Consider the following 23,062-nt stretch of genomic DNA (forward strand, 5'->3'; position numbering starts at 1 on the left):
CGGGAACGCCGCGCGGCCGGAGACACCCCGCTCAGGAGGCGGGGGTGGGGTGACGAGAAAGATCCGGTGCACGGGAGGAACGTATCAAGGCGGGCAAGTGAATAGAGCTGAAGGACGCTTTCCCCGCGTGTGATGCGGGGAAAGCGCCCTTCGCCTCGTCTTATGCGGGGAAAGCGTCCTTCGGCTCAGTCGAGCGCGGCCAGCATCTCCCGCAGCGTGTCCAGCCCCATCCCGCCCAGCGCCAGCGCCCGCGTGTGGAACTGCTTGATGTCGAACGCGTCGCCCTGCCGCGCGCGGGCCTCCTCGCGGGCGGTGAGCCAGAGCCGTTCGCCGAGCTTGTACGACGGCGCCTGTCCCGGCCAGCCCAGGTAGCGGTCGATCTCGTCGTGCACGTGGGCCGGGTCGGTGACGGTCCGGGTGAGCATGAACTCCAGGCCCAGCTCGGGCGTCCACCGCTCGCCCTCGTGGAAACCGGTGCCCGCCGGGATCTCCAGTTCCAGGTGCATGCCGATGTCGACGATCACGCGCGCGGCGCGGAACAGCTGCTCGGACAGCATGCCGAACAGTTCGCCGTCGTCGGCGAGGAAGCCGAGGTCCTCCATGAGCCGCTCGGAGTACAGCGCCCAGCCCTCCGCGTGCCCGGAGGTGAACGCGAGCAGCCGCTGGTACTTGTTGAGCGATTCCGACTGGTCCACCGCGGTCGCGATCTGCAGGTGGTGACCCGGCGCGCCCTCGTGGTAGACCGTGCTGACCTCGCGCCAGGTGGTGAACTCGTCCCGGCCCTGCGGCAGCGACCACCACATGCGGCCGGGGCGGGAGAAGTCCTCGCTCGGGCCGGTGTAGTACGCGCCGACGGTGCCCCCGGGCGGGGCGATCTTGCACTCCAGCGCCATCACCCGGTCGGAGATGTCGAAGTGCTTGCCGCGCAACGACTTCAGTGCGTTGTCGGACAGGTTCTGCATCCAGGCCTGGAATTCCGCGCGACCGCGGACGACGTACTTGGGGTCGGCGTCGAGGGCGGCGGCCGCCTCGGCGAGGGTGGCGCCGGGCTTGATCCGGCCGGCGACCTCGCGCATCTCGGTCTCGATACGGGTGAATTCGGCCCAGCCCCAGGCGTAGGCCTCGTCCAGGTCGAGGGTGGCGCCGGTGAACACCCGGGACCACAGCTTGTACACCTCGGCGCCGACGGCGTCCTTGACCGGCGCCAGCGGGGCGAGCTCGGCGCGGAGGAACCCGGCGAACTCCGCGTACGCCTCCTGAGCGGCGTGCGCGGCCTGGCCGAGTTCGGCGCGGAGCTTGTCGTCGATGTCCTTCGCGCCCGAGGCGAGGGTCTCGAAGAAACCGGTCTCGTCCTTCAGGCCGGCCCAGGTCTCGGCCTGTTCGGCGACCTTGCCGACCTGCCGCAGCGCCGCCACCCGGCCCGCGGCCGCGGCGGCGAGCAGCGAGGCGCGGAGACCGTCGAGCGATTCGGGCACCCGCGCCATGCGGGCGGCGATCGTCGCCCAGTCCTCCGCGGTGTCGGTGGGCATGTAGTCGAAGACCATGCGCAGTTCCTGCACGGGGCTTTCGATCACGTTCAGCACCGCGAGGTCGAGACCGGCTTCGTGGATCTCGAGGTTCAGCGCGATCCGCTCGCTGAACACCGCCTTGGCCGCGCGTTCGCCGTCGTCGACCGGCTCCGCCTCGGCGATCTCGGCCAGCGCGCGCCGGGCGATCGCGGCCCTGGCCGCGTGCCCGGCGGGCGAGTAGTCGGTCAGCTGGTCGTCGTATCCGGAGATACCGAACGTCGTCGCGGCGACCGGGTCGGCCGCGGCGTACTCGTCGACGTACCGGTCACAGATCTGGTGCACACTTTGCGCGGTCGAAGCCATGCCCGGCACGCTACCGGGACCGGGGGCGACTTCGGTACGGAGTTACGCGCGGGCCGGGACCAGCCCGAGCCGGTTGACCACCTCACGCGTGGCCTTGGACCGGTTGAACGTGTAAAAGTGCAGGTCCGGCACGCCTTCGGCGATGAGCCGCTCGCACAGCTCGGTCACCGCGTCGATACCTTCGGCTCGGAAGGCCTTCGGGTCGCCCGCCAGCGGCTCGAGCCGGTCCAGCAGCCGCCGCGGCGCGGGCGCGCCGGACAGCTTGATGGACGTGTGCAGCGTCCGCGGCGTGGTCAGCGGCATGATGCCGGGGATGACCAGTGCCTCACAGCCGGTGGCCGCCACCCGGTCACGCAGGCGCAGGAAGTCCTCCGGCTCGAAGAACAGCTGCGCGATCGCGAAATCCGCGCCCGCGCGCAGCTTGCGCACGAGGTACTCGGTGTCGGCTTCGAGGTTCGCCGAGCGCGGGTGGCCGTACGGGAAGGCCGAGACGCCGACGCAGAAGTCGCCGAGCGAACGCACCAGTTCGACGAGTTCCTCGGCGTAGTTCAGCCCGTCCGGATGCGGGACCCAGTCGCCGTAGACGTCGCCCGGCGGGTCCCCCGCAGCGCGAGGATGTTCCGCACGCCGACGGCGGCGTACCAGCCGATGACGTTGCGCAGTTCCGCGACCGAGTGGTTCACGGCGGTGAGGTGCGCCATCGGCACCAGCGTGGTTTCGGTCGCGACGCGGGCGATGCTGCGGATCGTGCCGTCCCGGCTGGAGCCGCCAGCGCCGTAGGTGATCGACATGTACGCCGGGTCCAGCGGCTCGAGTTCCCGGATCGACTTCCACAGCACGGCCTCGTCGGCCGCGTCCCGGGGCGGGAAGAACTCGATGGAGAACACGGGTCCATCACCCTGCAACCGCTCGACCACCGACGTCATACGGTCATGTTAGGGGGGAATGTCCGCTGGCTGGGAGCCCCCTCTCAGGCTATGGGCGTGCGATTTGAACCACGTACGAGCGGTTGCCGAGCGGAGCCCGCCTGGGGAGACTCGGTGGTGAGCACAGGGAGCCGCCATGAGCGCCGAGACCGACACCAGCTGGGATGAGGACGTCCGCGTCGCGGTCTACCGCGCGTTCGCCGAGCACGGGAGGCCGCCGACGGCGCCCGAACTGGCCGACGCCGCCCACGGATCACTCGCGGTGGCGAAACAGGCACTGCACCGGCTCGCGGAGCGGCGGCATCTCGTGCTCGACGAATGCGAGCACGTCGTGCTGGCGCATCCGTTCGCGGCGATCCCGCTCGGCTTCTCCGTGATGGGCGAGCGCACGTTGTGGTGGGGCGGCTGCGCGTGGGATGCGTTCGCGATCCCGCATCTGGTGAAGGCCGAGCCCGAGGTGCTGGTGTCCACCCGCTGCCGCTGCTGCGGCGAACCACAGGCGCTGATGGTGAACGACCGGACACCGCCGAAGGGCGGGCTGGTCGCGCATTTCCTCGTCCCGGTGGCGCGGATGTGGGACGACGTCGTGCACACCTGCGCCAACCAGCGGCTGTTCTGCGATGAGTCCTGTGTGGACGAATGGCTGGCGGAAACGGGGCAGGACAAGGGTTACGTCATGGATCTGGCGACACTGTGGCGGCTCGCGGCCGGCTGGTACGACGGCAGGCTCGACCACGGCTACACCCGCCGGGACCCGGCCGCCGCGGCCGCGTACTTCGCCCAAGCCGGGCTGAGCGGACCGTTCTGGAGCTAGAGGAGGAACCGCAGCGCGGCCGTGACGACGACCCCGCAGAGGATCGCGGCGAGCACCGGCACGCGCAGCGCGTAGGTCACCGCGATCGCGGCCAGACCGGCGCAGAGCGTCCAGTCGAGCCCGGACCAGGCCGGACCGGTCACGTCCGTGAGCACGAGCCCGGCCAGCAGCGCGGGCGCGAGCAGCGCGATGACCCCCGCGAGCCGCGGCGGCAGCGTCCGGTCGCCGAGCAGGACCGGCCCCGCCGCCTTGAATCCGATGCTGACCAGCGCGACGGCGACGATCGCGAGCCAGAGCGTCATCGCCGCGCCCCCAGCCCGAGCAGCGCGGCGGCCGAAGCGCCGATCAGCGCGAGCCCGACGGGGACGAACAGCACCAGGATCCCGGCGAGGCAGGCGGCGAGGGCCGCGGTCAGCGCCGCCTGGCGCGAACGGCGCAGTTCGTCGATGAGCAGGACCAGGAAGAAGCCGGGGAACACGACGTCGAGCCCGAACCGGGAGACGACGTCCGGCGGCGGCGCGGCCAGGACCCCGAGCACCGTCCCCAGCACCCACGCGGGCAGCTGGACGAGCGTGCAGCCGATGAGTTTCTCGCGATCGAACCGCCCTTCGCCGAGGTGGGCGGCCACCCACGAACCGTCGACGACGGCCTGGCCCTCCCAGGCGCGGCGCAGGCGTCCGCCGCGCAGATCCGAGGCGACGGCGGCGCCCATCGGCAGGAACCGGGCGTTGATCAGGGCCGCCGCGCCGACCGCGACGGCGAGATTGCCGCCGCCCGCGAGCGCGGTGGCCATCGCGAACTGGGCGGAGCCGGAGAACACGACGAGCGAAGCGACGATCGGGGCGGCGATCCCCCAGCCGAGGGTCTGGCTGTACGCGCCGAAGGTGACGCCGAGGACGAAGGTCGCGACGCCCAGTCCGAGCCCGACACGGGCGCCGGCCAGGTAGCTGCGCCGGAGCGTTGTCATAGCCAGACCCTAACAAGCTAAACTGCTTTTGACCATTAGGAGGATTCGTGGACGGCCACTGGGACGGGTACGACAGCATCGGCGGGAGCGTGCCGTTGGACCTGGTCAACACCGTTTCCTGGCGGCGCGATCCGGCCCGGCGGGAAGACCGGCTTTCGGCTCCGGCACGGCTGTCCGAGTGGGTCGTCCTGGTCGGCGCGGGCACCGAACGGCTGGAGGTCTCCGAAGCCGTCCTGGAGGCGGTCAAGGACTTTCGCGAGACGCTGTATCGCGTGCTGGTGTCGGATCCGCCGGACGTCACGGCGTTGCGCAAGCCGCTGCTGGCGGCGTACCGGCACGCCGAACTCACGCCGTCCCTGCCGCTGCGGTGGCAGGTGCCGTTGGTGGACGACGCCGCGTTGCCGCACTTCCTCGCGCTGGCGGCCGAAGACCTGCTCCGGTCCGGCGAGCTGGAACGGATCCGGGAGTGCGAGGGACCGGGATGCGGCTGGGTCTTCACCGATCACACGCGCAACCGGTCGCGGCGCTGGTGCAGTTCGTCGGACTGCGGGAACCGGGCGCGGGCGAAGCGGCACTACGACAAGACCCGCGGCTGACGTCTCTTTCGCCACATTCGAAGGCACCCGACTGGGTCACGACGACGTCCTTCCCGGAGGATGTGCTCATGGACACGTCCGCCTACGACGCCGATCTGCCCGCCCACGTCGAGCGGGCGCTGGCCGGATTCCTCGAGCGCGCCGGTGCCGAAATCCGCCGCACCGAGCCGACGGTCGGGGCCGGGATCGACGCGCTGGCCGGATTCGTACTGGGCGGCGGCAAACGCCTGCGCCCGACGTTCGCCTGGTGGGGCTGGCGCGGCGCGGGCGGCGATCCGGCGGGGCCGGACGTCGAAGGCGTGCTGCAGGCAGTGGCGAGCCTGGAGTTGATCCAGGCGTGCGCGCTGATCCACGACGACCTCATCGACTCCTCCGATTCGCGCCGCGGTTCGCCGACGGTGCACATCGCGGGCGCGAAGCTGCACGCCGACAGCGGCTGGCTGGGTTCGCCGAGCACGTTCGGGCTCGCGACCGCCGTCCTGGTCGGCGACCTCGCGCTGGCCTGGGCCGACGACATGTTCGGCGAGGCCCCGCTCCCGCCCGCGGCCCTCGCGGCGGCGCGGCCGGCGTGGCGCGCGATGCGCACCGAGGTGCTCGCCGGCCAGTACCTCGACGTCCGCACCCAGGCCACCGGCGACGCCTCCCCCGAGGCGGCGCTGCACATCTGCAAGCTCAAGACGGCCGCGTACACCGTCCAGCGCCCGCTGCACCTCGGTGCCGCGCTCGGCGGTGCCGACGAGGCGCTGATCGCGACGCTGCGCGAGTTCGGCGACGAGGTCGGCGTGGCGTTCCAGCTGCGGGACGACCTGCTCGGCGTGTTCGGCGACCCGTCGGTCACCGGCAAACCCGCGGGCGACGACCTGCGTGAGGGCAAGCGGACGCTGCTGGTCGCGCTGGGTCTCCAGCGCGCGGCCGAACAGGGCAAGGACGCGGCGGCGAAGGTCATCTCCGACGCCATCGGCGACGCGCACCTGTCCGAAGACGCCGTCGAGACCGTGCGTGAGGCGCTGCAGGACGTGGGCGCCGTCGACGCGGTGGAACGCCGTATCGACGAGCTCACCGACTCCGCGATGGCCGCGCTGGACCGCGCCCACCTGGCCGAACCCGCCCCCGCCGCGCTGACCGGGCTGGTCGTCAAGGCGACCCAGCGGACGTACTGATGCGCACTGTCACCGGTCCGAGTGACCACGTGGTGGTGATCGGTGGCGGGCTCGCCGGGCTGTCGGCGACGCTGCACCTGCTCGGCGCCGGACGCCGGGTGACGCTGCTGGAGCAGGACAAGAGCCCCGGCGGGCGGGCCGGGCAGGCGGATTTCGGCGGCAACACCGTCGACACCGGCGCCAGCGTCCTGACCATGCCGGAGCTGCTCGACGAGGCCTTTTCCGCGGTCGGCGAATCGCTGGCGGACAACCTGACGCTGACGCGGCTCGACCCGGCCTACCGCGCGAGGTTCGCCGACGGGAGCACGATCGCCGTGCACACCGAGGCGGCGGCGATGGAGGCCGAGATCCGCGAAGCCGCCGGTCCGGCCGAGGCCGAGGGCTATCGGCGGCTGCGGCGCTGGCTGACCGAGCTGTACGCGGTGCAGAAGGACCATTTCATCGGCGCGAACTTCGACTCGCCGCTCGATCTCGTGCGCCCGGAACTGGCGAAATTGGCCGCACTGGGCGGTTTCGGACGGCTCGGCCCGAAGATCGGCGGGTTCCTGCGCGACGACCGGGTGCGTCGCCTGTTCTCCTTCCAGGCGCTCTACGCGGGACTCGACCCGGCGCGCGCGATCGGCGCGTACGGCGTCATCTCCTACATGGACACCGTCGGCGGGGTCTACTACCCGTCGGGCGGGATGGGCGCGATCGCGCGGGCGATGGCGAACGCGGCCGAACGCTCCGGCGCGGAGCTGCGCTTCGGCACCGAAGCAGCTTGGCTGGAAAGGGTTTCCTCGCGGGTGCGCGCGGTGCGGACCCGCACCGGTGAGCGGATCCCTTGCGACACGGTGGTTCTCGCGACCGAGCTCGGCACCGCGTACCGGCTGCTCGGCGCCCGTCCCCGGCGGCCGCTTCCGCTGCGGTACTCGCCGTCGGCCGTCGTGTTGCACGGGCACGCGCCGAAATCGTGGCCGGATCTGGGCCACCACACCATCTTCTTCGGCCACGCCTGGGAGAAGACGTTCTCGGAGATCATCCGCGAAGGCAAGCTGATGAGCGATCCGTCGCTGCTGGTGACCCGGCCGACGGCGACCGAGCCCGCCCTCGCCCCGGCGGCGACCAGGTGATCTCGGTACTGGCCCCGGCGCCGAACCTCGGCCGCGGCAAGATCGACTGGGACCGGGTCGGGCCCGCGTACCGCACGGAACTCCTGCGCACACTGGAAACCCGCGGCCTCACCGGCTTCGCGGACGATTTCTCCGTCGACGAGACGATCACCCCGGCGGGCTGGGCGGAACGCGGGCTCACCGCGGGCACCCCGTTCTCGCTCGCGCACACCTTCGCCCAGACCGGCCCGTTCCGGCCGGGGAACCTGATGCGGGCGGTGGACAACGTCGTACTGGCCGGCTGCGGGACGACGCCGGGCGTCGGTATCCCGCCGGTGGTGATCTCCGGCAGGCTCGCGGCGGGAAGGGTCACCGGCCGATGAGCGAACTCGACGCCGCGGGCATCACCGAACCGGCGTTGCGGGCCGCGTACACCGAATGCCGGCGCATCAACGCGCACTACGGCCGCACCTTCTTCCTCGCGACCCGGCTGCTGCCGCCGCGGACGAGGCCGTTCGCGCACGCGCTGTACGGCTTCGCGCGGATGGCGGACGAAGTGGTCGACAATCCCGCGCCCGGCACCGATCCGGCGGTCGCGCTCGACGAGGTCGCCGTCATGGTCGCGCGGGTCTTCGACGGCGGCACACCCGCCGATCCGGTACTGACAGCCCTCGCCGACACCGTGCGGCGCCACGATCTCGACCGCGACCTGTTCGACGCGTTCCTGCGGTCCATGGCGATGGACCTCAAGATCACCGAGTACGCGACCTACGCCGACCTCGGCGAGTACATCCACGGCTCGGCCGAGGTGATCGGCCTGCAGATGCTGCCCGTCTTCGGCACCGTCGTCCCGCTCGCGGAAGCCGTGCCCGGCGCCACCGCGCTGGGCGAGGCGTTCCAGCTGACCAACTTCCTGCGTGACGTCGGCGAGGATCTCGACCGGGGACGGCTGTACCTGCCGGCCGAGGAACTGGCCGCGTTCGGCGTCGACCGTGAGCTGCTCGAATTCTCCCGCGCCCGCGGCCTGCCCGACCGGCGGGTGCGGCGCGCGCTCGCCGTCGCGGTGGCGCGCAACCGGGCCGTCTACCGCCGCGCCGAAGCGGGAATCCCGTTGCTGCGCGCGGAATCCCGCGACTGCGTGCGGACCGCGCTCGCGCTCTACGAAGGCATCCTCGACGAGATCGAGGCCCTCGGATACGACGTGTTGAACACCCGCGCGGTCGTCCCCCGCCGTCGTCGGCTGGGTGTCGCTCTGCCGAGGCTGCTGGCGAGCACGTGGAGCAACTCCAGGCTTAGGGTGCGAACATGACCACTGCTGCGAACAGGAAGATCAGGATCGGCGTCCAGCTGCAGCCCCAGCACGCCGAATACAAGGCGATCCGCCGGGCGGCTTCGGAGGCCGAAGACCTCGGGGTGGACATCGTCTTCAACTGGGACCACTTCTACCCGCTCTACGGCGAGCCCGAGGGCCTGCACTACGAGTGCTGGACCATGCTGGGCGCCTGGGCGGAGTCGACGTCGCGGGTCGAGATCGGCGCGCTGGTGACGTGCAACAGCTACCGCAATCCCGAACTGCTGGCGGATATGGCCCGCACCGTCGACAACATCTCCGACGGACGGCTGATCCTCGGCATCGGCTCCGGCTGGTTCGAGAAGGACTACGACGAGTACGGCTACGAGTTCGGCACCGCGGGCGGACGGCTCGACAACCTCGCGGAGGCGCTCCCGCGGATCGAGAGCAGGCTCGGCAAGCTGAACCCGCAGCCGGTCCGGGACATCCCGGTGCTGATCGGCGGCGGCGGCGAGAAGAAGACCCTGCGCCTGGTGGCGAAGCACGCCGACATCTGGCACGGCTTCGGCGACCCGGAGGTCGTGGAGCGCAAGGTCAAGATCCTCGACCAGCACTGCGCCGACGTCGGGCGCGACCCGAAGGAGATCGAGCGTTCGGTCGCCGTCGAGGGCGAGCCCGAGGAGCTGGGCCCGAAGCTGCTGGAGCACGGTGTCTCGCTGTTCACCGTGGCGACCGGCGGGCCGGACTACAACCTGGACAAGCTGCGCTCCTGGATCGCTTGGCGGGACAAGCAGCAGTCCTGATCCGCTCGGGGCCTCGTGAGTGGTAAGGACGGTTCTAACCGTCCTTACCACTCACGAGCGTTACCGCTTACGAACGCTGCCGCCGGTGCGCCGCCACCCGCTCCCGAGTAGCGCACCGCGTCGAGCAGTACCGGCGAGGGCTTCCCCCGCCCAGGTGCGCGAACGGCTTCCCGCACCCCGACGCGGCACACAACCCGCCCGGCGGCGCCTGACGGTCCGCGAGCAGCACCGCCAGCGCCAGCGCGGACGACGTCACCAGCCACGCGCCCCACGGCCCGTCGTCGTCGGCGTCCACGTGCAGATGCCAGCCGAACCCGTCGGCGTGATCGGTCAGCCGCGGCGGATGCGCGTAGCGGGCCAGCAGCCGGTTGAGCACGCCGGCCGCTTCCGCGGCATCCCGCGCCGCGAACACCTCCCGCAGCTGGACGGCCGCCTCGCGCAGCGACGCCACGTCCGAAGGCGCCAGCTCGACCGAGGTTTCGCCGTGCGCTTCCAGCACCGCACGAACCGACGCGACCGAGGGTTCCGGCGCGAGCAGGACCTCCAGCAGATCGACCGCCCGCTGCGCCGCCGCCCGCGCCGACCGGCCGGGCAGGAAATCCCGCTGCGCTGAAGTCATATCCCACTGTAACGTCTCGCTCATGAGAAGCCGTTACAGGCTCGCCGCCTACCTGACCGGCGCGACGGTCGCCAGGACCGGCGACGAGCTGTCCGGACCGGCGTTGCTCCTGCTCAGTATGGGCGTCGACGGCTCGGCCGCCACCGGATCCGCGCTGCTCGCGGGCCTGACGATCTCCGCGGCGGCGGGCGGGCCGCTGCTCGGGGCCCTGCTCGACCGCAGTCCCCGGCCGGGACGGCTGCTGGCGTGGGCACTGCTCGCGTACGCGGGCGGGCTCGGCGCGGTACTCGCGCTGGTCGGACTCCCGGCGGCGATCGTGGTGGCCGTCGCGGCCGGGCTGCTCAACCCCGCGTTGGCCGGCGGGTGGACGGCGCAGCTGCCGCACGTCCGCGGCGCGATACCGCTGGAGCGGGCGAGCACGCTGGACGCGATGACATTCACCGCCGCGAGCCTCGCCGGGCCGGGACTCGCCGGGCTCGTGGCCGCGTACGCCGGCGCCCCGGCTGCCGTGGCGCTCGCGATCACGCTGGTCGCGGCGGCCTTCCCCGCCGCGTGGTCGCTACCCGCCACCGACGCGAAGCCGACGAGACCGATCCGCCGTCAGCTCGCCGACGGGTTCGCGGTCCTCTTCCGCAATCGCGCGCTGCTGCGGGCCACCGCGACGTCCACGGTGTCCTTCGTCGGCATCGGGATCGCCGTGGTCTGCTATCCGCTGCTCGGCGCCCAACGGCTGGGGAATCCGGGATTCGGCGCGCTCCTGCTCACCGTGCTGGCCGCCGCGTCACTGGTCGCGAACGCCGTGCTGGCCCGCAGGCCACCGCCGCCGGATCGCACCGTGCTCGCCAGTACGGTCCTGCTGGGCGCGAGCTTCCTGCTCGCGGCGGCAGGCCACGACGTGGTGCCCCTGCTGGCAGCCGCCGTGCTCGCCGGATTCGCCGAGGGGCCGCAGCTTTCGGCGCTGTTCGCCATCCGGCATCGGGAAGCGCCCACGGCGGTGCGGGCACAGGTTTTCACGACGGCGGCGAGCGTGAAAATCACCGGGCTCGCGGCCGGAGCCGCGGTCGCGGGACCGTTGAGCGCACTCTCCGTAACCGCCGCGCTGGGGGCGGCGGCGGGCTGCCAGCTCCTCGCGGCCGCGACGTATGTACTGGTCAGAACGCCCGGGCGGGCTAGAACGCCATCGCCTGCGCGCGCCGCTTGACCTCGGTGCCGTGGCTGGTGCGGAGCGCGTTGACCGGGGTGGTCCCGGGCAGGGTCTCGTCCTCGGCGAAGAGCCAGCGCAGCATCTCCGTCCGGCTGAACCCGGAATCCGCGAGCACGGTGATGGTGCCCGCCAGGCCCTTGACCACGCCGTCCTTCACGAGGAACGCGACAGGGACGTACAGCTCGCCCTTGCGCCGGACGGCGATCAGGTGGCCGTCGCGCAGCATCTGGCGGACCTTGTTGGCCGAAACGTTCAGCGCGGTCGCGACCTCCGGAAGCGGGAGAACGGCCACATCGGCATCGAGAACGTCGTCGGCGACGGGAATACCACTCACAGGTGACACTGTGCCACATTCCGTCTCCCGCTCCGTTAGTGCGCATGGGTGACGACTCGGGCGATGACGGAGCGTGCCGAACCGGTCACGGATACCGCCGATTCGACGAAATGGCGAGAATCGTGATCCCCGGCGACCCAGGTCCCGTACACCAGAACATGGGTACTTCCGTACGATCCATAGCCGTGACACGCACGGACCCCACGCTGGTGGGCACTCTGCTCGAGGGCCGCTACCGGGTGGACAAGCTGCTCGCACGCGGTGGGATGTCGTCGGTGTACCGCGGCGTCGACACCCGCCTGGACCGCCAGGTCGCCATCAAGATCATGGACCCGCGGTTCGCCGACGACAGGTCCTTCGTCGAACGCTTCGAACGGGAAGCCCGTTCGGCGGCCCGGCTGCACCACCCGCACGTGGTGGCGGTGCACGACCAGGGCTTCGACACCCCCGGCGGCGAGGAGTCCGGCCGCGCGTTCCTGGTGATGGAGCTCGTCGACGGCGGAACCCTGCGCGAACTGCTCGCCGAACGCGGTCCCCTGGACGTCGCGCTCGCGCTGAGCATCACCGAACCGGTCCTTTCGGCACTGGCCGCGGCGCACGCCGCCGGTCTGGTGCACCGCGACGTCAAACCGGAGAACGTCCTCATCGGCCGCGGCGGGACCGCGCTTTCGGGCGGCGTGGTCAAGGTCGGCGACTTCGGGCTGGTCCGCGCGGTCGCGAGTGCGGGCACCACGAGTTCGAGCGTCATCCTCGGCACCGTCGCCTACGTCTCGCCCGAGCAGGTCGCGACCGGCGCGACCACCTCGCGTGGCGACGTCTACTCGGCCGGGATCCTGCTGTACGAGATGCTCACCGGACGCCCGCCGTACACCGGCGACACCGCGCTCTCGGTGGCGTACCGGCACGTCAACGACGACGTCCCGCGCCCGAGCGAGCTGCGCCCGGGGATCCCGCCGCAGCTGGACGAGCTGATCCTGCGCGCCACGCGCCGCGACCCCGAGCAGCGCCCGGCCGACGCCGCGGCGTTCCTCGCCGAGCTGAACCACCTGCGCACCGTCCTCGGTGTCCCGGCGGTCCCGGTGCCCGTGCCGTTGCCCGCCGACGCCGACCGGGAGACCGACGCCGAGCGCACCACTCCCGGTATCCCCGCCGTTCCCGCGGTGGCCCCGGCCGCCGCCGCCACGACCGTGCTGCCCCCGGTCGCCGAGGCGACCCTGCCGGTCACCGGGCCGCGCGGAACGCAGGCGCTGCACCGCGAGCCGCAGATCCCCGCCGCGCAGCCGCCCCGCACGCCTCCCCCGCGGCCCAAACCGGCGGCGGACGACGAGCAGCCGGCGTCGCGCAAACGTCTCTACCTGATGATCGCGGCCGCTGTTCTGGTCCTCGGCGGGCTGATCGGCGCGTTCGCCTTCATCCTCAACGACTCCGGCCCGACGTCGTCGTCGGTGCCGAAGCTGGCCGGGATGAACCAGGCCGCCGCCGGCGACGCGCTCCGGTCGGCGAAGCTGACCCCGGCCTACACCGAGGAGTACAGCGACACCGCCGCCCAGCACACGGTGATCCGCTCCGACCCGGCGGAGGGCACGTCGCTCGCGCCGGGCGCCACGGTCAACGTCGTGCTGTCGAAGGGCCGTCCGATCGTGCCGGACATCCAGGCCGGGACGAGCCAGCAGGACGCGGAGACGGCGATCAAGGCAGCGCAGCTGACCCCGGTCCAGGGCGAGCAGGAGTACAGCGACGTCGCCAAGAACAAGGTGGTCCGCGTCGACCCGAGCCCCGGTTCGCAGCTGAACATCGGCGGGCAGGTCACGATCATCCTGTCGAAGGGCCCCGAGCCGCTGCCGCCGGTGCCGGACGTCACGGGCCAGAGCAAGGAGGCGGCGTTCCAGATCCTGCAGCAGGCCGGCTTCCAGCCGTTCCAGGCGGGCGAGGAGTTCTCCGACCAGTTCGCCGCCGGTCAGGTGATCCGCACCGACCCGAAGGGCGGCGGCAAGGCGAGCAACCGCCGGATCGGCGTGTTCGTTTCGAACGCCGTCGAAGTACCGAACGTGACCTTCAAACGGATGGAGGAGGCGATCCAGATCCTGAAACAGGCGGGTCTGGAGCCGGACCGTCAGGGTCGCGGAAACGGGAACGGTCACGGCGGCGGAAACGGTGGTTTCGACTTCGTCCTGGAGCAGGATCCGCAGCCGGGCACCAAGGTGCCGAAGGGCACGAAGGTGAAGATCAAGGGCTTCGGGTGACGCGAAAGGTGCGGTGAAACCGTTCAGTACCGGCGTGGTCATCGGCTACCGTGAGCGCATGGTGGTCGTCGACGGCGTGAACGGCAGGTCGGACAGCTTCACCCCGCGTCCCGCCACGCCGCGATGAGCTTCTTCACGGACGGTCCGCGCAGCCGGCCCCTGTTCCCGGTGCCGGAACAGGAGCTGTTCGGCTACAACGGCCGTCCCTGGGTGGAGACGCCGCACGAGTACATCGTCCCGGCGATCCTTCCCTGGTCGATGCCGCTGGGCCGGGCCGAACGGACCATCGTGGCGCTGCGTGGCATCGAGGTGTGGCCGGAGTCGGTGTCGTTCCAGCTGTCGGTGTACTCGCGGGATCTCCTGCTCGACGAACCCGGCGAAGGCCTGATCGATCACCGCCGCGTCCCGGACTACAACGCGCTGCTGGTCGGGGTGCTGTTCCCCGACGGCAGGCGGGCCAGTTCGGAGACCATCTCCGTGCCGTCGGCCACCAAACCGGATCAGCCGGTGCTGCGCGCGCAGGGTCTGGGCGGCTCGGCGTTCCACGTCGACCACGAGATCTTCCTGTGGCCGCTGCCGCCCGACGGGCCGCTGGAGTTCATCGTCCAGTGGCTCGATCGCGACATCGAGGAGTCGCGCACCTCGCTCGACGGCACCGCCATCCGCGACGCCGCCAAGGAGGCGGGCGAGATCTGGCCCGGCCTGCCCGCCCGGGAGTCGCACGGGCTGCCCGTCCGCCGGGTCGGGGCGCAGGCGATGATCACCCCGGCCTGGCCCGCTCAGGCCTCGCCACCCCTGCCCCAGCCGCAGCGATCGTCCCCGCCCGCCGAGGCCGCGGACCAGCCGCGAAAGGGCGCTCCGCTGCCGACCCGTCTCCCCCGCCGAGCCCGCTGAAACCCCTCGTGAGTGGTAAGGACGGTTAGAACCGTCCTTACCACTCACGAGGCGGTACCTGCGACCGAACCGGCGCTCCCCGTAGCCGACCGGCGGGGGGGCGAAGGCTCCTTTCGTCGCATCAGACTCGGTGAAGGGAGCCTTCAGCCCACACCACTCCGCTAGTCCCTCCTGACGCAGGTGGGATCAGCCTCAGCCACGCTCCGTGTAGGAACTTAAGACACCCTTGCCTCTAACCGTCCCTACCACTCACGAGGCCGAAAGATCAGCGGAACGCTTCGACGTTCGCCACCGCCCACTCCGCGTAGGTGACGCCCGGCCGTCCGGTGAGCTCCTGCACCACGCCGGTCGGCTTGTCGGGGTTCTCGGTGAAGTACGCGAAGCCGTCGAGGAGCCATTCGGCGATCTCCGCCGGGATGCCGGCAGCGGCCCACTGCTTGTTCGCCTCTTCCCTCGTGAGTTCCTGGAAGACCACCTCTTCGCCGAGCGCGGCCGAGATGGCGGCGACCTGTTCGCGCTGGCTGATCGCCGTCGGCCCGCTCAGCGTGTGCTTCTTGCCGACGTGTCCCTCGGTCAGGATGACGTGCGCCGCGACGGCGGCGATGTCCGCGAGGTCGATCGGCGTCATCCGGGATTCGGGGTAGGCCTCGCGGACCACCCGCTCGGCCTTGATCGTCTCGGCCCAGCCGAGGGTGTTGTTCATGAACGCGCCCGGCCGCAGGAACGTCCAGTCGAAACCCGCCGCCTGGACGGCCTTTTCGATGATCGCGTAGTCCACGCCGCTCGAGTTCTCCGCCGGGTCGTCGGCGTTGCTGCCCGACAGCGCCACCACGCGGCGCACTCCGGCCTCCTTCGCCAGCTTCACGAAGTCGTCCACCTTGGCCGCGAGCGGCGCCAGGTACACGGTCTCGATGCCTTCGAGGGCTTCCGGCAGCGTCTCCGGCTTGCCCAGGTAGCCCTTGGCGACCTCCACCTGCTCGGGCAGCGCCGCCTTCGCCGGGTTGACGGTCAGCGCCCGCACCGGCGCCCCGGCCTCCACCAGTTCGTCGACGAGCAGCCTGCCGACGCTTCCGGTCGCACCGGTCACCAGGATCGTCACGATTCCCCATTCCTTTTCGTACGCCCTACGGGATAAGATTAACCGTACCGCATACGAGAATGTAGAATCCAGCTTCACGGCCGAGTGGAGTGTGGATGGACTTCGAGCGCAGCCTCGATCTGTTGTGGCGTGACCGCGGCGAAGCCCGGCAGCCGACCAGGGGACGCAAGCCCAAACTGACCCTCGACCAGGTGATCGCCACCGCCGTCGCACTGGCCGACCGCGCGGGCGAGGCGACCGTGTCGATGAGCCAGATCGCCAAGGAACTCGGCGCCGGCACGATGACGCTCTACACCTACGTCCCCGGCAAGACGGAACTGCTCGATCTCATGGTCGACTCCGTGCTCGCCGAACGAAACCTCCCCGGCCCCGGCGATCCGCGTCCGGACGGCTGGCGCGAGCAGGTGTGGCTCTACGCCGAGCGCACCCTGGCCGTGTTCCGGGCGCATCCGTGGCTGCGGTCGACGTCGATGGTGCGGCCGGTGCTCGGGCCCGGGCTGATGGCGGGCCAGGAGTACGTGATCGCGGCGGTGTCGGACATCGGGCTGGAGCCGCGCAAGGCGGCCGCGGCCGCGAACAGCATCGAGATCTACGTGCAGGCCAACGCGACGCTCTTCGCCGAAACGGCGCAGGTCGAGCAGGAGACCGGGGAGTCGACGGACGCGTGGTGGGGGCAGCGCTCGGTGTTCTGGGAGAAGTACTTCGACGTGTCGCGGCATCCGGCGATGACGCGGATCTGGGAGAGCGGCGGCTACGACGCGGACACCTGCGAAGCCGCCGACGAGACCTTCGCGTTCGGGCTGGAACGCATGCTGGACGGTATCGAAGCCCTCGTCACCCGCTGAACCCCGCGTTTCGTCCTCTGAATGCGGTAGTTGGCGTCGCGAACTACCGCATTCAGAGGACGAAACGCGTCAGGAGACGGTGGGCAGGTCGGGGCCGAGACGTCGAAGACCTTGCCCTCACGGGTTAGCAGCGCGGCCAGGACCTTCGCCTTGCGTTCGGTGTCGGCCGAGGTCCCCCACCGCACGGTCTTCCCGTCGGCCAGCGCGAACTCGACGCTGCCGGGGGTCTTCGCCGTCGCGGTGGTGACCTGCTTGAGCAACTGCTGCGGGATCACCCCGAGGACGCCGGTCACCGCGCGGGTCACCGGGTCGTCGGCCGAGACCAAGGGAAGCTTGAGCTCGGGCAGCCCGGCGGGCCGTTCCTTGACGGTTTTGAACACCACTCCCCCGCCGTCGACGAGGTGCACGCCGTCGCCGCCGGGTCCGCTGTCGAAGAACGCGATGGCGGTCCGTTCGGTCACGGTGATCTCGAGGGTGCTCGGCCACGACCGGGAGACGTCGACGGTGGCGATGCCGGGCATCTGCGCCACCTTGTCCCGGATCTCGTCGGTGTCCAGGCGCAGCATCGGCTTCTGGTCCGGCACCGCCGCCGCGGCGCGGATCTGGTCCGCGGGCACGGAGCCCGCCCCGACGACCTCGACCTGCTGCACCCCCAGCATCGAGCTGAACCACAACAGGTAGACCAGCGCGACGGCGGTCAGCACCGAAAGCAGCGCGACCCAGCGCCGCCGCAGCTCCTTGTGCCGGTTCGGCCGGGCGGAACGGCGGCGGTCGTCGACCGACCGCCTGCCGCGCCGTTCCTTCAGCCGTCGAGTCCGTTCGGCCCGTGGGGTCCGCTTGACCCGTTCGGAGCGCGGACGCCGACCGGGTTCGGCCGGGCGGCGGCGTTCCCCGGTCTGTGGCATGACTTATCCCGCCCGCCGGTCCAGTTCGGCCAGGATCTCCGGGCCGAGCTGCGTGACGTCGCCGGCGCCCATGGTCACCAGCAGGTCGCCGGGTTTGACCAGGTCCGCCGCGAGCTTCGCCGCGACGTCGAACGCGGGCTGGTAGTGCACGGGGACACCGGAGATCCCCTCGGCGATGAGCGCGCCGCTCACGCCGGGCTCCGGCTTCTCGCGCGCCCCGAAGACGTCCAGCACGACGACCTCGTCGGCCAGCGACAGCGCGGCCGCGAACTCCTTCGAGAACGTCTTCGTGCGCGAGTACAGATGCGGCTGGAAGACCACGATGACCCGGCCCGAGCCGGCGGCGGTCCGCACCGCGCGCAGCTGGGCGTCGACCTCGGTGGGGTGGTGCGCGTAGTCGTCGTACACCCGGACGTCGCCCGCGCGGCCCTTGAACTCGAACCGCCGCCGGACACCGCCGAACGCGGCGAGACCTTCGGCCAGTCCTTCGACCGGCGCGCCGAGCTCGATCCCGGCCAGCAGCGCGGCGATCGCGTTCAGCGCCATGTGTTCGCCCGGCACCGCGACCCGGAGGACGATCTCCTCGCCCTGCAACGAGATCCGGACGACGCCGCCGTCCGGGGCGGGCGCGAAGTCCAGGATCCTGGCGTCGTCGGGGCCGGTGACCGAACGCCCGTAGCGGCGGACACGGATGCCCTGCTCGGACGCCCGTGCGCCCAGCTCCGAGGCGCCCTCGTCGTCACCGCAGACGACGAGCAGCCCGCCCGGCACGATCCGGCCGAGGAAGTCGCTGAACACCGACACGTAGGCCTCGGCCGTGCCGTGGTGGTCCAGGTGATCCGGTTCGACGTTGGTCACCACGGCGACCGACGGCGAGTAGGCCAGGAACGACCCGTCGCTCTCGTCGGCCTCGGCGACGAAGATCCCGCCCTCGCCGTGGTGCGCGTTGGCGCCCGACTCGTTGAGGTCGCCGCCGATGGCGAACGACGGGTCGAGACGGCACTGCTGCAGCGCGACGGTCAGCATCGACGTCGTCGACGTCTTGCCGTGCGTCCCGGCGATGCAGGCGACGCGGTGCCCCTCCATCAGCCCGGCCAGCGCCTCGGCGCGGTGCAGCACGGTGATCCCGCGTTCCCGCGCGGCCATCAGTTCCGGGTTGTCGTCCTTGATCGCGGTCGACACGATCACCGAGGACGGGCCTTCGGGGAACGCGTCGAGGTTTTCGGCGCGCTGGCCGACGGCGATCTCGGCGCCCTGGGCACGCAACGAAAGGAACGCGCGCGACTCCTTGGCGTCGGAGCCGGACACCTGGGCGCCGCGGGCCAGCAGGATCCGGGCGATACCGCTCATCCCGGCGCCGCCGATCCCGATCAGGTGGGCACGCGTCAGCGTGTCGGGGAGTTGGTCAGGCACCTGCGGCCTCCAGCACGATCTTGGCAAGGGTCTCGTCGGCCTCGCGGTGACCGAGGCCGACCGCGGCCGCGCTCATCTTCGCGACCCGGTCGGCGTCGGACACCAGCGGGATCACCAGCTCCGCGACCTTGGCGGGGGTGAGGTCGGCGTCGTCGACCATCAGCCCGGCACCGGCGTCGACCGCGGGCCGGGCGTTGACCGCCTGCTCGCCGTTGCCGTAGGGCAGCGGGACGAACACCGCGGGCAGGCCGACCGCGGACACCTCGGCGACGGTCATCGCGCCGGAGCGGCACAGCACCGCGTCGGCGGCGGCGTACGCGAGGTCCATGCGCTCCAGGTACGGCACCGGGACGTACGCGGGCCGTCCGGGGAACTCCTGGACGACCAGCGTGTTCTTCGGTCCGTGGGCGTGCAGGACGCCGACGCCGGCGTCCGCGAACTCCTTGGCCGCGCCGGAGACTGCGCCGTTGATCGACACCGCGCCCTGCGAGCCGCCGAAGACCAGCAGGGTCGGGGCGTCGGGGTCGAGCCCGAAGTGCTCGCGGGCTTCGGCGCGCAGCGCGGCCCTGTCGAGTGAGGTGATGGAGCGGCGCAGCGGGATGCCGATGACCTCGGCCTTCGCCAGTGGCGTCCCCGGGACCGCGACGGCGACGCGGACGGCGAACCGCGCGCCGACCTTGTTCGCCAGGCCCGGCTTCTCGTTGGCCTCGTGCACCACGATCGGCGTGCGGCCGCGCGCGGCGAGATACGCCGGAAGCGCGACGTAGCCGCCGAAGCCGACGACGACGTCCGCGCCGACCCGGTCCAGGACCTCACGGGTGCGCTTGACCGCGTCGCGGACCTTCAGCGGCATCTTCAGCAGCTCGGGGGTCGGCTTGCGCGGCATCGGCACCGGCGGGATCAGCTCCAGCGGGTAGCCCCGCGCCGGGACGAGCTTGTTCTCCAGCCCGCGCTCGGTCCCGAGCGCGATCACCTTCGCGTCGGGACGCAGGCGCATCACCGCGTCGGCGAGGGCGAGTGCCGGTTCGATATGCCCGGCGGTCCCACCGCCGGCGACCACGACCACCGGCGCTTTGCCGGCGACCTCGCCTGAAGCGCCACCTCTGACGGGGTTGTTCACCTATGACCTCTCCGGTTTGCGGTACCTCGTTTCGCGGTACCGCGGTTCGCCGCCGTTCGCGCGGCCGTCCTCCTGCCGGGCTCCCGTACCGAACGGCGCCGCTCCTGTGCGGGCGAAGGCCTCGCCGTCCTCGGCGCGGGCCTCGCCGCCTTGGCGGCGCCTCCCCTGGCCGCGCCGCCCTTGCGTTTGGCCGGCGGGCGGTACGGCTCGGGCGCGGGAAGCCTCAGCAGGCGTCCGAATTTACCTGGCCCCTGCGAGCGCAGTGCGGCCACCGCCTCCGGTTCGTGCCGGGCGGCGTTGGCCAGGATCCCCATGATGAGCATGGTGATCACCAGCGACGTCCCGCCGTAGGAGATCAACGGCAGCGTGACCCCGGTGACCGGCAGCAGGCCGACGACGTAGCCGATGTTGATGCCGGCCTGCGCGACCAGGAACACGGTCAGCGTGCCCGCCACGATACGGATCCACGGGTCGAGGTTGCGGGTGGCGATCCGCAGGCCGACGACGGCGACCCCGGCGAACAGCCCGAGGACCACCGCGCAGCCGATGAAGCCGAGTTCCTCGCCGATCAGGGCGAAGATGAAGTCGTTCTGCACGTTGGGCAGGTAGCCCCAGTTGGACTGGCCCTGGCCGAGGCCCTTGCCGAGGAATCCGCCGTCGGCGAGCGCGAGTTTCGCCTGGTTGGCCTGGAAGCCGTCGGCGCTGGTGTCCGGGTCGCCGGAGACGAACGACATGACCCGCGCCAGCCGGTACGGGGCGATGATCGCCAGCACCAGGATCCCGGCGAGGCCACCCGCGAGGATGACGCCGAACAGGCGTTTCGGCGCGCCCGCGAACCACAGCAGGGCCATCAGCACGACCGCGAGGGTGATCGTGCCGCCGAGGTCGGGCTGCATCATGACCAGCGCGAACATCAGCAGCGCGATCGGCACCACCGGCACGAGCAGATGGCGCCACTGGTTGATGATGTTGTACTTGATCACCAGGATGTGCGCGCCCCAGAAGGCCAGCGCGACCTTCGCCGCCTCGACCGGCTGGAAGGCGAACCCGCCGAGCCGGAACCAGCCCTGCGAGCCGTTGACCTCCGAGCCGAGCGGGGTCAGCACCAGCACGAGCAGCCCGAGACAGACCACCGTCGCCGTCGCCGACAGCCGCCGGACGCGTTCCAGCGGCACCCGAAGCCCGATCCAGAACACCACGGCGCCGATCGCGACGAACATGAGGTGCTTGCTGAACTGGGCGTACACGCCGGTGCCGGTCTTGGGGTTGTACGAGGCGACCGAAGACGCGGACAGCACCATCACGATGCCGATCACGGTCAGCACACCGGTAAGCGCCAGGACCAGGTGGAACGAGGCGAGCGGCCGCGAAAGCCAGGCCGTCAGCGCGGTCCGGAAGGCGACGAACGGGCTTTCCTTGCGTTCACGACGCTTGCGGGGCGCGGTTTCGCGCTTTCTCTCCTCAACCGCCGTCACTGGTCTCCCCCGCACCGTCGCGCAGGACACGGACCGCGCTGGCGAACGCGTCGCCGCGCGCGCCATAGCTCGAGTACATGTCCAACGACGCCGCGGCGGGGGCCAGCAGCACCACATCTCCAGGGCGCGCCAGGGCGCGGGCCGCCTTCACCGCCGCAGTCATGGTGTCATCGTCACCCGAAGGGAGGCTGTTCACCGGGACATCCGGCGCGTGTCGCGCGACAGCGGCGGCGATCACGGGTGAATCCACGCCGAACAGCACGACTCCGCGCAGCCTTCCGGCGATCGAGCCGACGAGCTCGTCCACGGAAGCGCCCTTGAGCTGGCCACCGGCGATCCAGACGACGTTCAGATGCGCGCGCAGCGAACCGCTCGCCGCGTGCGGGTTGGTCGCCTTGGAGTCGTTGATGTAGCGGACGCCGTCGATCTCGCCGATCTCCTCGGCCCGGTGCGGGGCGGGCCGGTACTCGCGCAGGCCCTTGGCGACGTCCTCGCCGGTGACGCCGTACGCCCTGGCCAGCGCGGCCGCGGCGAGCGCGTTCGAGACGTTGTGCGGACCGGCGGGACGCACGTCGGCGAGCGTGCCGAGTTCGTCGGCGCTGGTCGCCGGATCGGCCACGAAAGCGCGATCGACCAGCAGGTCTTCCACGATCCCGAGTTCACCGGGGCGCGGGGTGTCCATGCCGAAGGCGATACGGCGGGCGTCGGCGGGCGCGTGCTCGTCGGCGAGGCGGCCGGACCACTCCTCGTGGAGGTTGTGCACGACGTTCCGGGAGTGGGTGTGGACCCGTCCCTTCGCCGCCGCGTACTCCTCCATCGAGCCGTGCCAGTCGAGGTGGTCCTCGGCCAGGTTCAGCACCACCGACGCGAGCGGGGCCAGTGTCGACGACCAGTGCAGCTGGAAGCTCGACAGCTCGACGGCGAGCACCTCGTGCCCGGCGCGCACGGCGTCGAGCACCGCGAAACCGACGTTCCCGCAGGCCACGGCGTCGACCCCGGCGGTGCGCAGGATCGACTCCAGCATCCCGACCGTGGTGGTCTTGCCGTTGGTACCGGTGATCGCGAGCCACACCGGCGGCTTGTCGCGCAACTGCCCGACGCGCCACGCCAGCTCGACGTCGCCGATCACCTCGATCCCCGCCTGGGCCGCCGCCACCAGCAACGGCGACGTCGGCTTCCAGCCGGGGCTGGTCACGACCAGCTCGACACCTTCGGGCGGTTCGGTCAGGCCCGGCACCAGTTCGGCGCCGAGACCTTCCAGCTCCGCCAGCCGTTCGGCGTTGCCGTCGGTGACGGTGATCCGCGCGCCCAGGTCCGCCAGGACGGGGACGATGGATTTGCCGGTGACCCCGGCTCCGGCGACGAGGACGTGACGCCCGGCGAGCTCCACTT

20 protein-coding genes and 2 pseudogenes are annotated in these 23,062 nt (G+C 71.3%); 10 read left to right on the forward strand and 12 right to left on the reverse strand.

The window, feature by feature from the left end; genetic code table 11:
• Nucleotides 1-185: 185 nt before the first annotated feature.
• The gene (locus MJQ72_RS05305) at nt 186-1,871 is read right to left on the reverse strand and encodes a DUF885 domain-containing protein (RefSeq protein ID WP_240598014.1); all 1,686 of its coding nucleotides are present in this window, start codon (nt 1,869-1,871) and stop codon (nt 186-188) included.
• 42 nt (nt 1,872-1,913) lie between these two features.
• A pseudogene (locus MJQ72_RS05310) lies at nt 1,914-2,797 on the reverse strand (methylenetetrahydrofolate reductase).
• Nucleotides 2,798-2,933: 136 nt separating this feature from the next.
• On the opposite strand from MJQ72_RS05310, the gene merB reads away from it, so the two are divergent.
• Entirely contained in the window at nt 2,934-3,611 is a 678-nt protein-coding gene (gene merB / locus MJQ72_RS05315; protein WP_240598015.1) for an organomercurial lyase, read from the forward strand.
• Here the strand turns inward: merB and MJQ72_RS05320 are convergent.
• Both MJQ72_RS05320 and MJQ72_RS05325 read right to left on the reverse strand, forming a co-directional pair.
• Entirely contained in the window at nt 3,608-3,913 is a 306-nt protein-coding gene (locus MJQ72_RS05320; RefSeq protein ID WP_240598016.1) for an AzlD domain-containing protein, read from the reverse strand. The genes merB and MJQ72_RS05320 overlap by 4 nt on opposite strands.
• A complete protein-coding gene (locus MJQ72_RS05325; protein WP_240598017.1) occupies nt 3,910-4,578 on the reverse strand; it encodes an AzlC family ABC transporter permease in 669 nt (222 codons plus the stop codon). The genes MJQ72_RS05320 and MJQ72_RS05325 overlap by 4 nt, the downstream gene beginning before the upstream one ends.
• Before the next feature lie 47 nt (nt 4,579-4,625).
• On the opposite strand from MJQ72_RS05325, the gene MJQ72_RS05330 reads away from it, so the two are divergent.
• The 5 genes and pseudogenes from MJQ72_RS05330 to MJQ72_RS05350 all read left to right on the forward strand — a co-directional run bounded on the left by MJQ72_RS05330 (nt 4,626) and on the right by MJQ72_RS05350 (nt 9,519).
• Nucleotides 4,626-5,174, forward strand: coding sequence for a CGNR zinc finger domain-containing protein (locus MJQ72_RS05330; protein ID WP_240598018.1), 549 nt, complete (start codon nt 4,626-4,628; stop codon nt 5,172-5,174).
• Between the two features lie 68 nt (nt 5,175-5,242).
• Entirely contained in the window at nt 5,243-6,334 is a 1,092-nt protein-coding gene (locus MJQ72_RS05335; protein ID WP_240598019.1) for a polyprenyl synthetase family protein, read from the forward strand.
• Nucleotides 6,334-7,808, forward strand: a pseudogene (gene crtI, locus MJQ72_RS05340) (phytoene desaturase family protein). The gene MJQ72_RS05335 and the pseudogene crtI overlap by 1 nt, the downstream one beginning before the upstream one ends.
• Entirely contained in the window at nt 7,805-8,734 is a 930-nt protein-coding gene (locus MJQ72_RS05345; RefSeq protein WP_240598020.1) for a phytoene/squalene synthase family protein, read from the forward strand. The pseudogene crtI and the gene MJQ72_RS05345 overlap by 4 nt, the downstream one beginning before the upstream one ends.
• Nucleotides 8,731-9,519 (forward strand): LLM class F420-dependent oxidoreductase, encoded by a 789-nt coding sequence (locus tag MJQ72_RS05350; protein WP_240598021.1) that lies wholly within the window; start codon nt 8,731-8,733, stop codon nt 9,517-9,519. Before MJQ72_RS05345 ends, MJQ72_RS05350 begins: the two co-directional genes overlap by 4 nt.
• A gap of 67 nt (nt 9,520-9,586) precedes the next feature.
• Here the strand turns inward: MJQ72_RS05350 and MJQ72_RS05355 are convergent, their stop codons facing one another.
• Nucleotides 9,587-10,138: a CGNR zinc finger domain-containing protein gene (locus MJQ72_RS05355; RefSeq protein WP_240598022.1), complete on the reverse strand. Its 552-nt coding sequence runs from the start codon at nt 10,136-10,138 to the stop codon at nt 9,587-9,589.
• 22 nt (nt 10,139-10,160) lie between these two features.
• On the opposite strand from MJQ72_RS05355, the gene MJQ72_RS05360 reads away from it, so the two are divergent.
• Nucleotides 10,161-11,339 (forward strand): MFS transporter, encoded by a 1,179-nt coding sequence (locus tag MJQ72_RS05360; protein ID WP_240598023.1) that lies wholly within the window; start codon nt 10,161-10,163, stop codon nt 11,337-11,339.
• Here MJQ72_RS05360 and MJQ72_RS05365 read toward each other — a convergent pair.
• The gene (locus MJQ72_RS05365; RefSeq protein WP_240598024.1) at nt 11,308-11,676 is read right to left on the reverse strand and encodes an Rv2175c family DNA-binding protein; all 369 of its coding nucleotides are present in this window, start codon (nt 11,674-11,676) and stop codon (nt 11,308-11,310) included. The two genes, MJQ72_RS05360 and MJQ72_RS05365, sit on opposite strands and share 32 nt — an antisense overlap.
• A 185-nt stretch (nt 11,677-11,861) precedes the next feature.
• Here MJQ72_RS05365 and MJQ72_RS05370 point away from each other — a divergent pair, with 185 nt between their 5' ends.
• Together MJQ72_RS05370 and MJQ72_RS05375 are read left to right on the forward strand one after the other, a co-directional pair.
• Complete coding sequence (locus MJQ72_RS05370) at nt 11,862-13,919, forward strand: PASTA domain-containing protein (RefSeq protein WP_240598025.1); 2,058 nt, start codon at nt 11,862-11,864, stop codon at nt 13,917-13,919.
• Nucleotides 13,920-14,042: 123 nt separating this feature from the next.
• Nucleotides 14,043-14,813 carry a hypothetical protein gene (locus tag MJQ72_RS05375; RefSeq protein ID WP_240598026.1) on the forward strand — a complete coding sequence of 257 codons (771 nt, stop codon included), beginning with the start codon at nt 14,043-14,045 and terminating at the stop codon, nt 14,811-14,813.
• Nucleotides 14,814-15,078: 265 nt separating this feature from the next.
• Here the strand turns inward: MJQ72_RS05375 and MJQ72_RS05380 are convergent, their stop codons facing one another.
• The gene (locus tag MJQ72_RS05380) at nt 15,079-15,912 is read right to left on the reverse strand and encodes an NAD(P)H-binding protein (protein WP_240598027.1); all 834 of its coding nucleotides are present in this window, start codon (nt 15,910-15,912) and stop codon (nt 15,079-15,081) included.
• A 95-nt stretch (nt 15,913-16,007) separates the two neighbouring features.
• On the opposite strand from MJQ72_RS05380, the gene MJQ72_RS05385 reads away from it, so the two are divergent.
• A complete protein-coding gene (locus MJQ72_RS05385) occupies nt 16,008-16,757 on the forward strand; it encodes a TetR/AcrR family transcriptional regulator (RefSeq protein ID WP_240598028.1) in 750 nt (249 codons plus the stop codon).
• Here the strand turns inward: MJQ72_RS05385 and MJQ72_RS05390 are convergent.
• The 5 genes from MJQ72_RS05390 to murD are packed head-to-tail and all read right to left on the reverse strand — an operon-like array spanning nt 16,664 to nt 23,060.
• Nucleotides 16,664-17,662 (reverse strand): cell division protein FtsQ/DivIB, encoded by a 999-nt coding sequence (locus MJQ72_RS05390; RefSeq protein ID WP_396426931.1) that lies wholly within the window; start codon nt 17,660-17,662, stop codon nt 16,664-16,666. The genes MJQ72_RS05385 and MJQ72_RS05390 overlap by 94 nt on opposite strands.
• A gap of 3 nt (nt 17,663-17,665) precedes the next feature.
• Nucleotides 17,666-19,075, reverse strand: a complete 1,410-nt coding sequence (murC, locus tag MJQ72_RS05395; protein ID WP_240598029.1) for a UDP-N-acetylmuramate--L-alanine ligase — start codon at nt 19,073-19,075, stop codon at nt 17,666-17,668.
• Complete coding sequence (murG, locus tag MJQ72_RS05400) at nt 19,068-20,195, reverse strand: undecaprenyldiphospho-muramoylpentapeptide beta-N-acetylglucosaminyltransferase (protein ID WP_240598030.1); 1,128 nt, start codon at nt 20,193-20,195, stop codon at nt 19,068-19,070. Before murG ends, murC begins: the two co-directional genes overlap by 8 nt.
• Nucleotides 20,192-21,670: a putative lipid II flippase FtsW gene (gene ftsW / locus MJQ72_RS05405; protein WP_240598031.1), complete on the reverse strand. Its 1,479-nt coding sequence runs from the start codon at nt 21,668-21,670 to the stop codon at nt 20,192-20,194. The genes murG and ftsW overlap by 4 nt, the downstream gene beginning before the upstream one ends.
• The gene (gene murD / locus MJQ72_RS05410) at nt 21,657-23,060 is read right to left on the reverse strand and encodes a UDP-N-acetylmuramoyl-L-alanine--D-glutamate ligase (RefSeq protein WP_240598032.1); all 1,404 of its coding nucleotides are present in this window, start codon (nt 23,058-23,060) and stop codon (nt 21,657-21,659) included. Before murD ends, ftsW begins: the two co-directional genes overlap by 14 nt.
• Nucleotides 23,061-23,062 lie beyond the last annotated feature (2 nt).

The sequence above is a fragment of the Amycolatopsis sp. EV170708-02-1 genome (assembly GCF_022479115.1).
GTDB lineage: Bacteria > Actinomycetota > Actinomycetes > Mycobacteriales > Pseudonocardiaceae > Amycolatopsis.

Coding starts and splice junctions, on each gene's coding strand:
- MJQ72_RS05360 (WP_240598023.1), top strand. CDS start 10,161: ATGAGAAGCCGTTACAGGCTCGCCGCCTACCTGACCGGCGCGACGGTC.
- MJQ72_RS05385 (WP_240598028.1), top strand. CDS start 16,008: ATGGACTTCGAGCGCAGCCTCGATCTGTTGTGGCGTGACCGCGGCGAA.
- MJQ72_RS05390 (WP_396426931.1), bottom strand. CDS start 17,662: ATGCCACAGACCGGGGAACGCCGCCGCCCGGCCGAACCCGGTCGGCGT.
- MJQ72_RS05350 (WP_240598021.1), top strand. CDS start 8,731: ATGACCACTGCTGCGAACAGGAAGATCAGGATCGGCGTCCAGCTGCAG.
- MJQ72_RS05305 (WP_240598014.1), bottom strand. CDS start 1,871: ATGGCTTCGACCGCGCAAAGTGTGCACCAGATCTGTGACCGGTACGTC.
- MJQ72_RS05335 (WP_240598019.1), top strand. CDS start 5,243: ATGGACACGTCCGCCTACGACGCCGATCTGCCCGCCCACGTCGAGCGG.
- MJQ72_RS05345 (WP_240598020.1), top strand. CDS start 7,805: ATGAGCGAACTCGACGCCGCGGGCATCACCGAACCGGCGTTGCGGGCC.
- MJQ72_RS05325 (WP_240598017.1), bottom strand. CDS start 4,578: ATGACAACGCTCCGGCGCAGCTACCTGGCCGGCGCCCGTGTCGGGCTC.
- merB (WP_240598015.1), top strand. CDS start 2,934: ATGAGCGCCGAGACCGACACCAGCTGGGATGAGGACGTCCGCGTCGCG.
- MJQ72_RS05355 (WP_240598022.1), bottom strand. CDS start 10,138: ATGACTTCAGCGCAGCGGGATTTCCTGCCCGGCCGGTCGGCGCGGGCG.
- MJQ72_RS05320 (WP_240598016.1), bottom strand. CDS start 3,913: ATGACGCTCTGGCTCGCGATCGTCGCCGTCGCGCTGGTCAGCATCGGA.
- MJQ72_RS05375 (WP_240598026.1), top strand. CDS start 14,043: ATGAGCTTCTTCACGGACGGTCCGCGCAGCCGGCCCCTGTTCCCGGTG.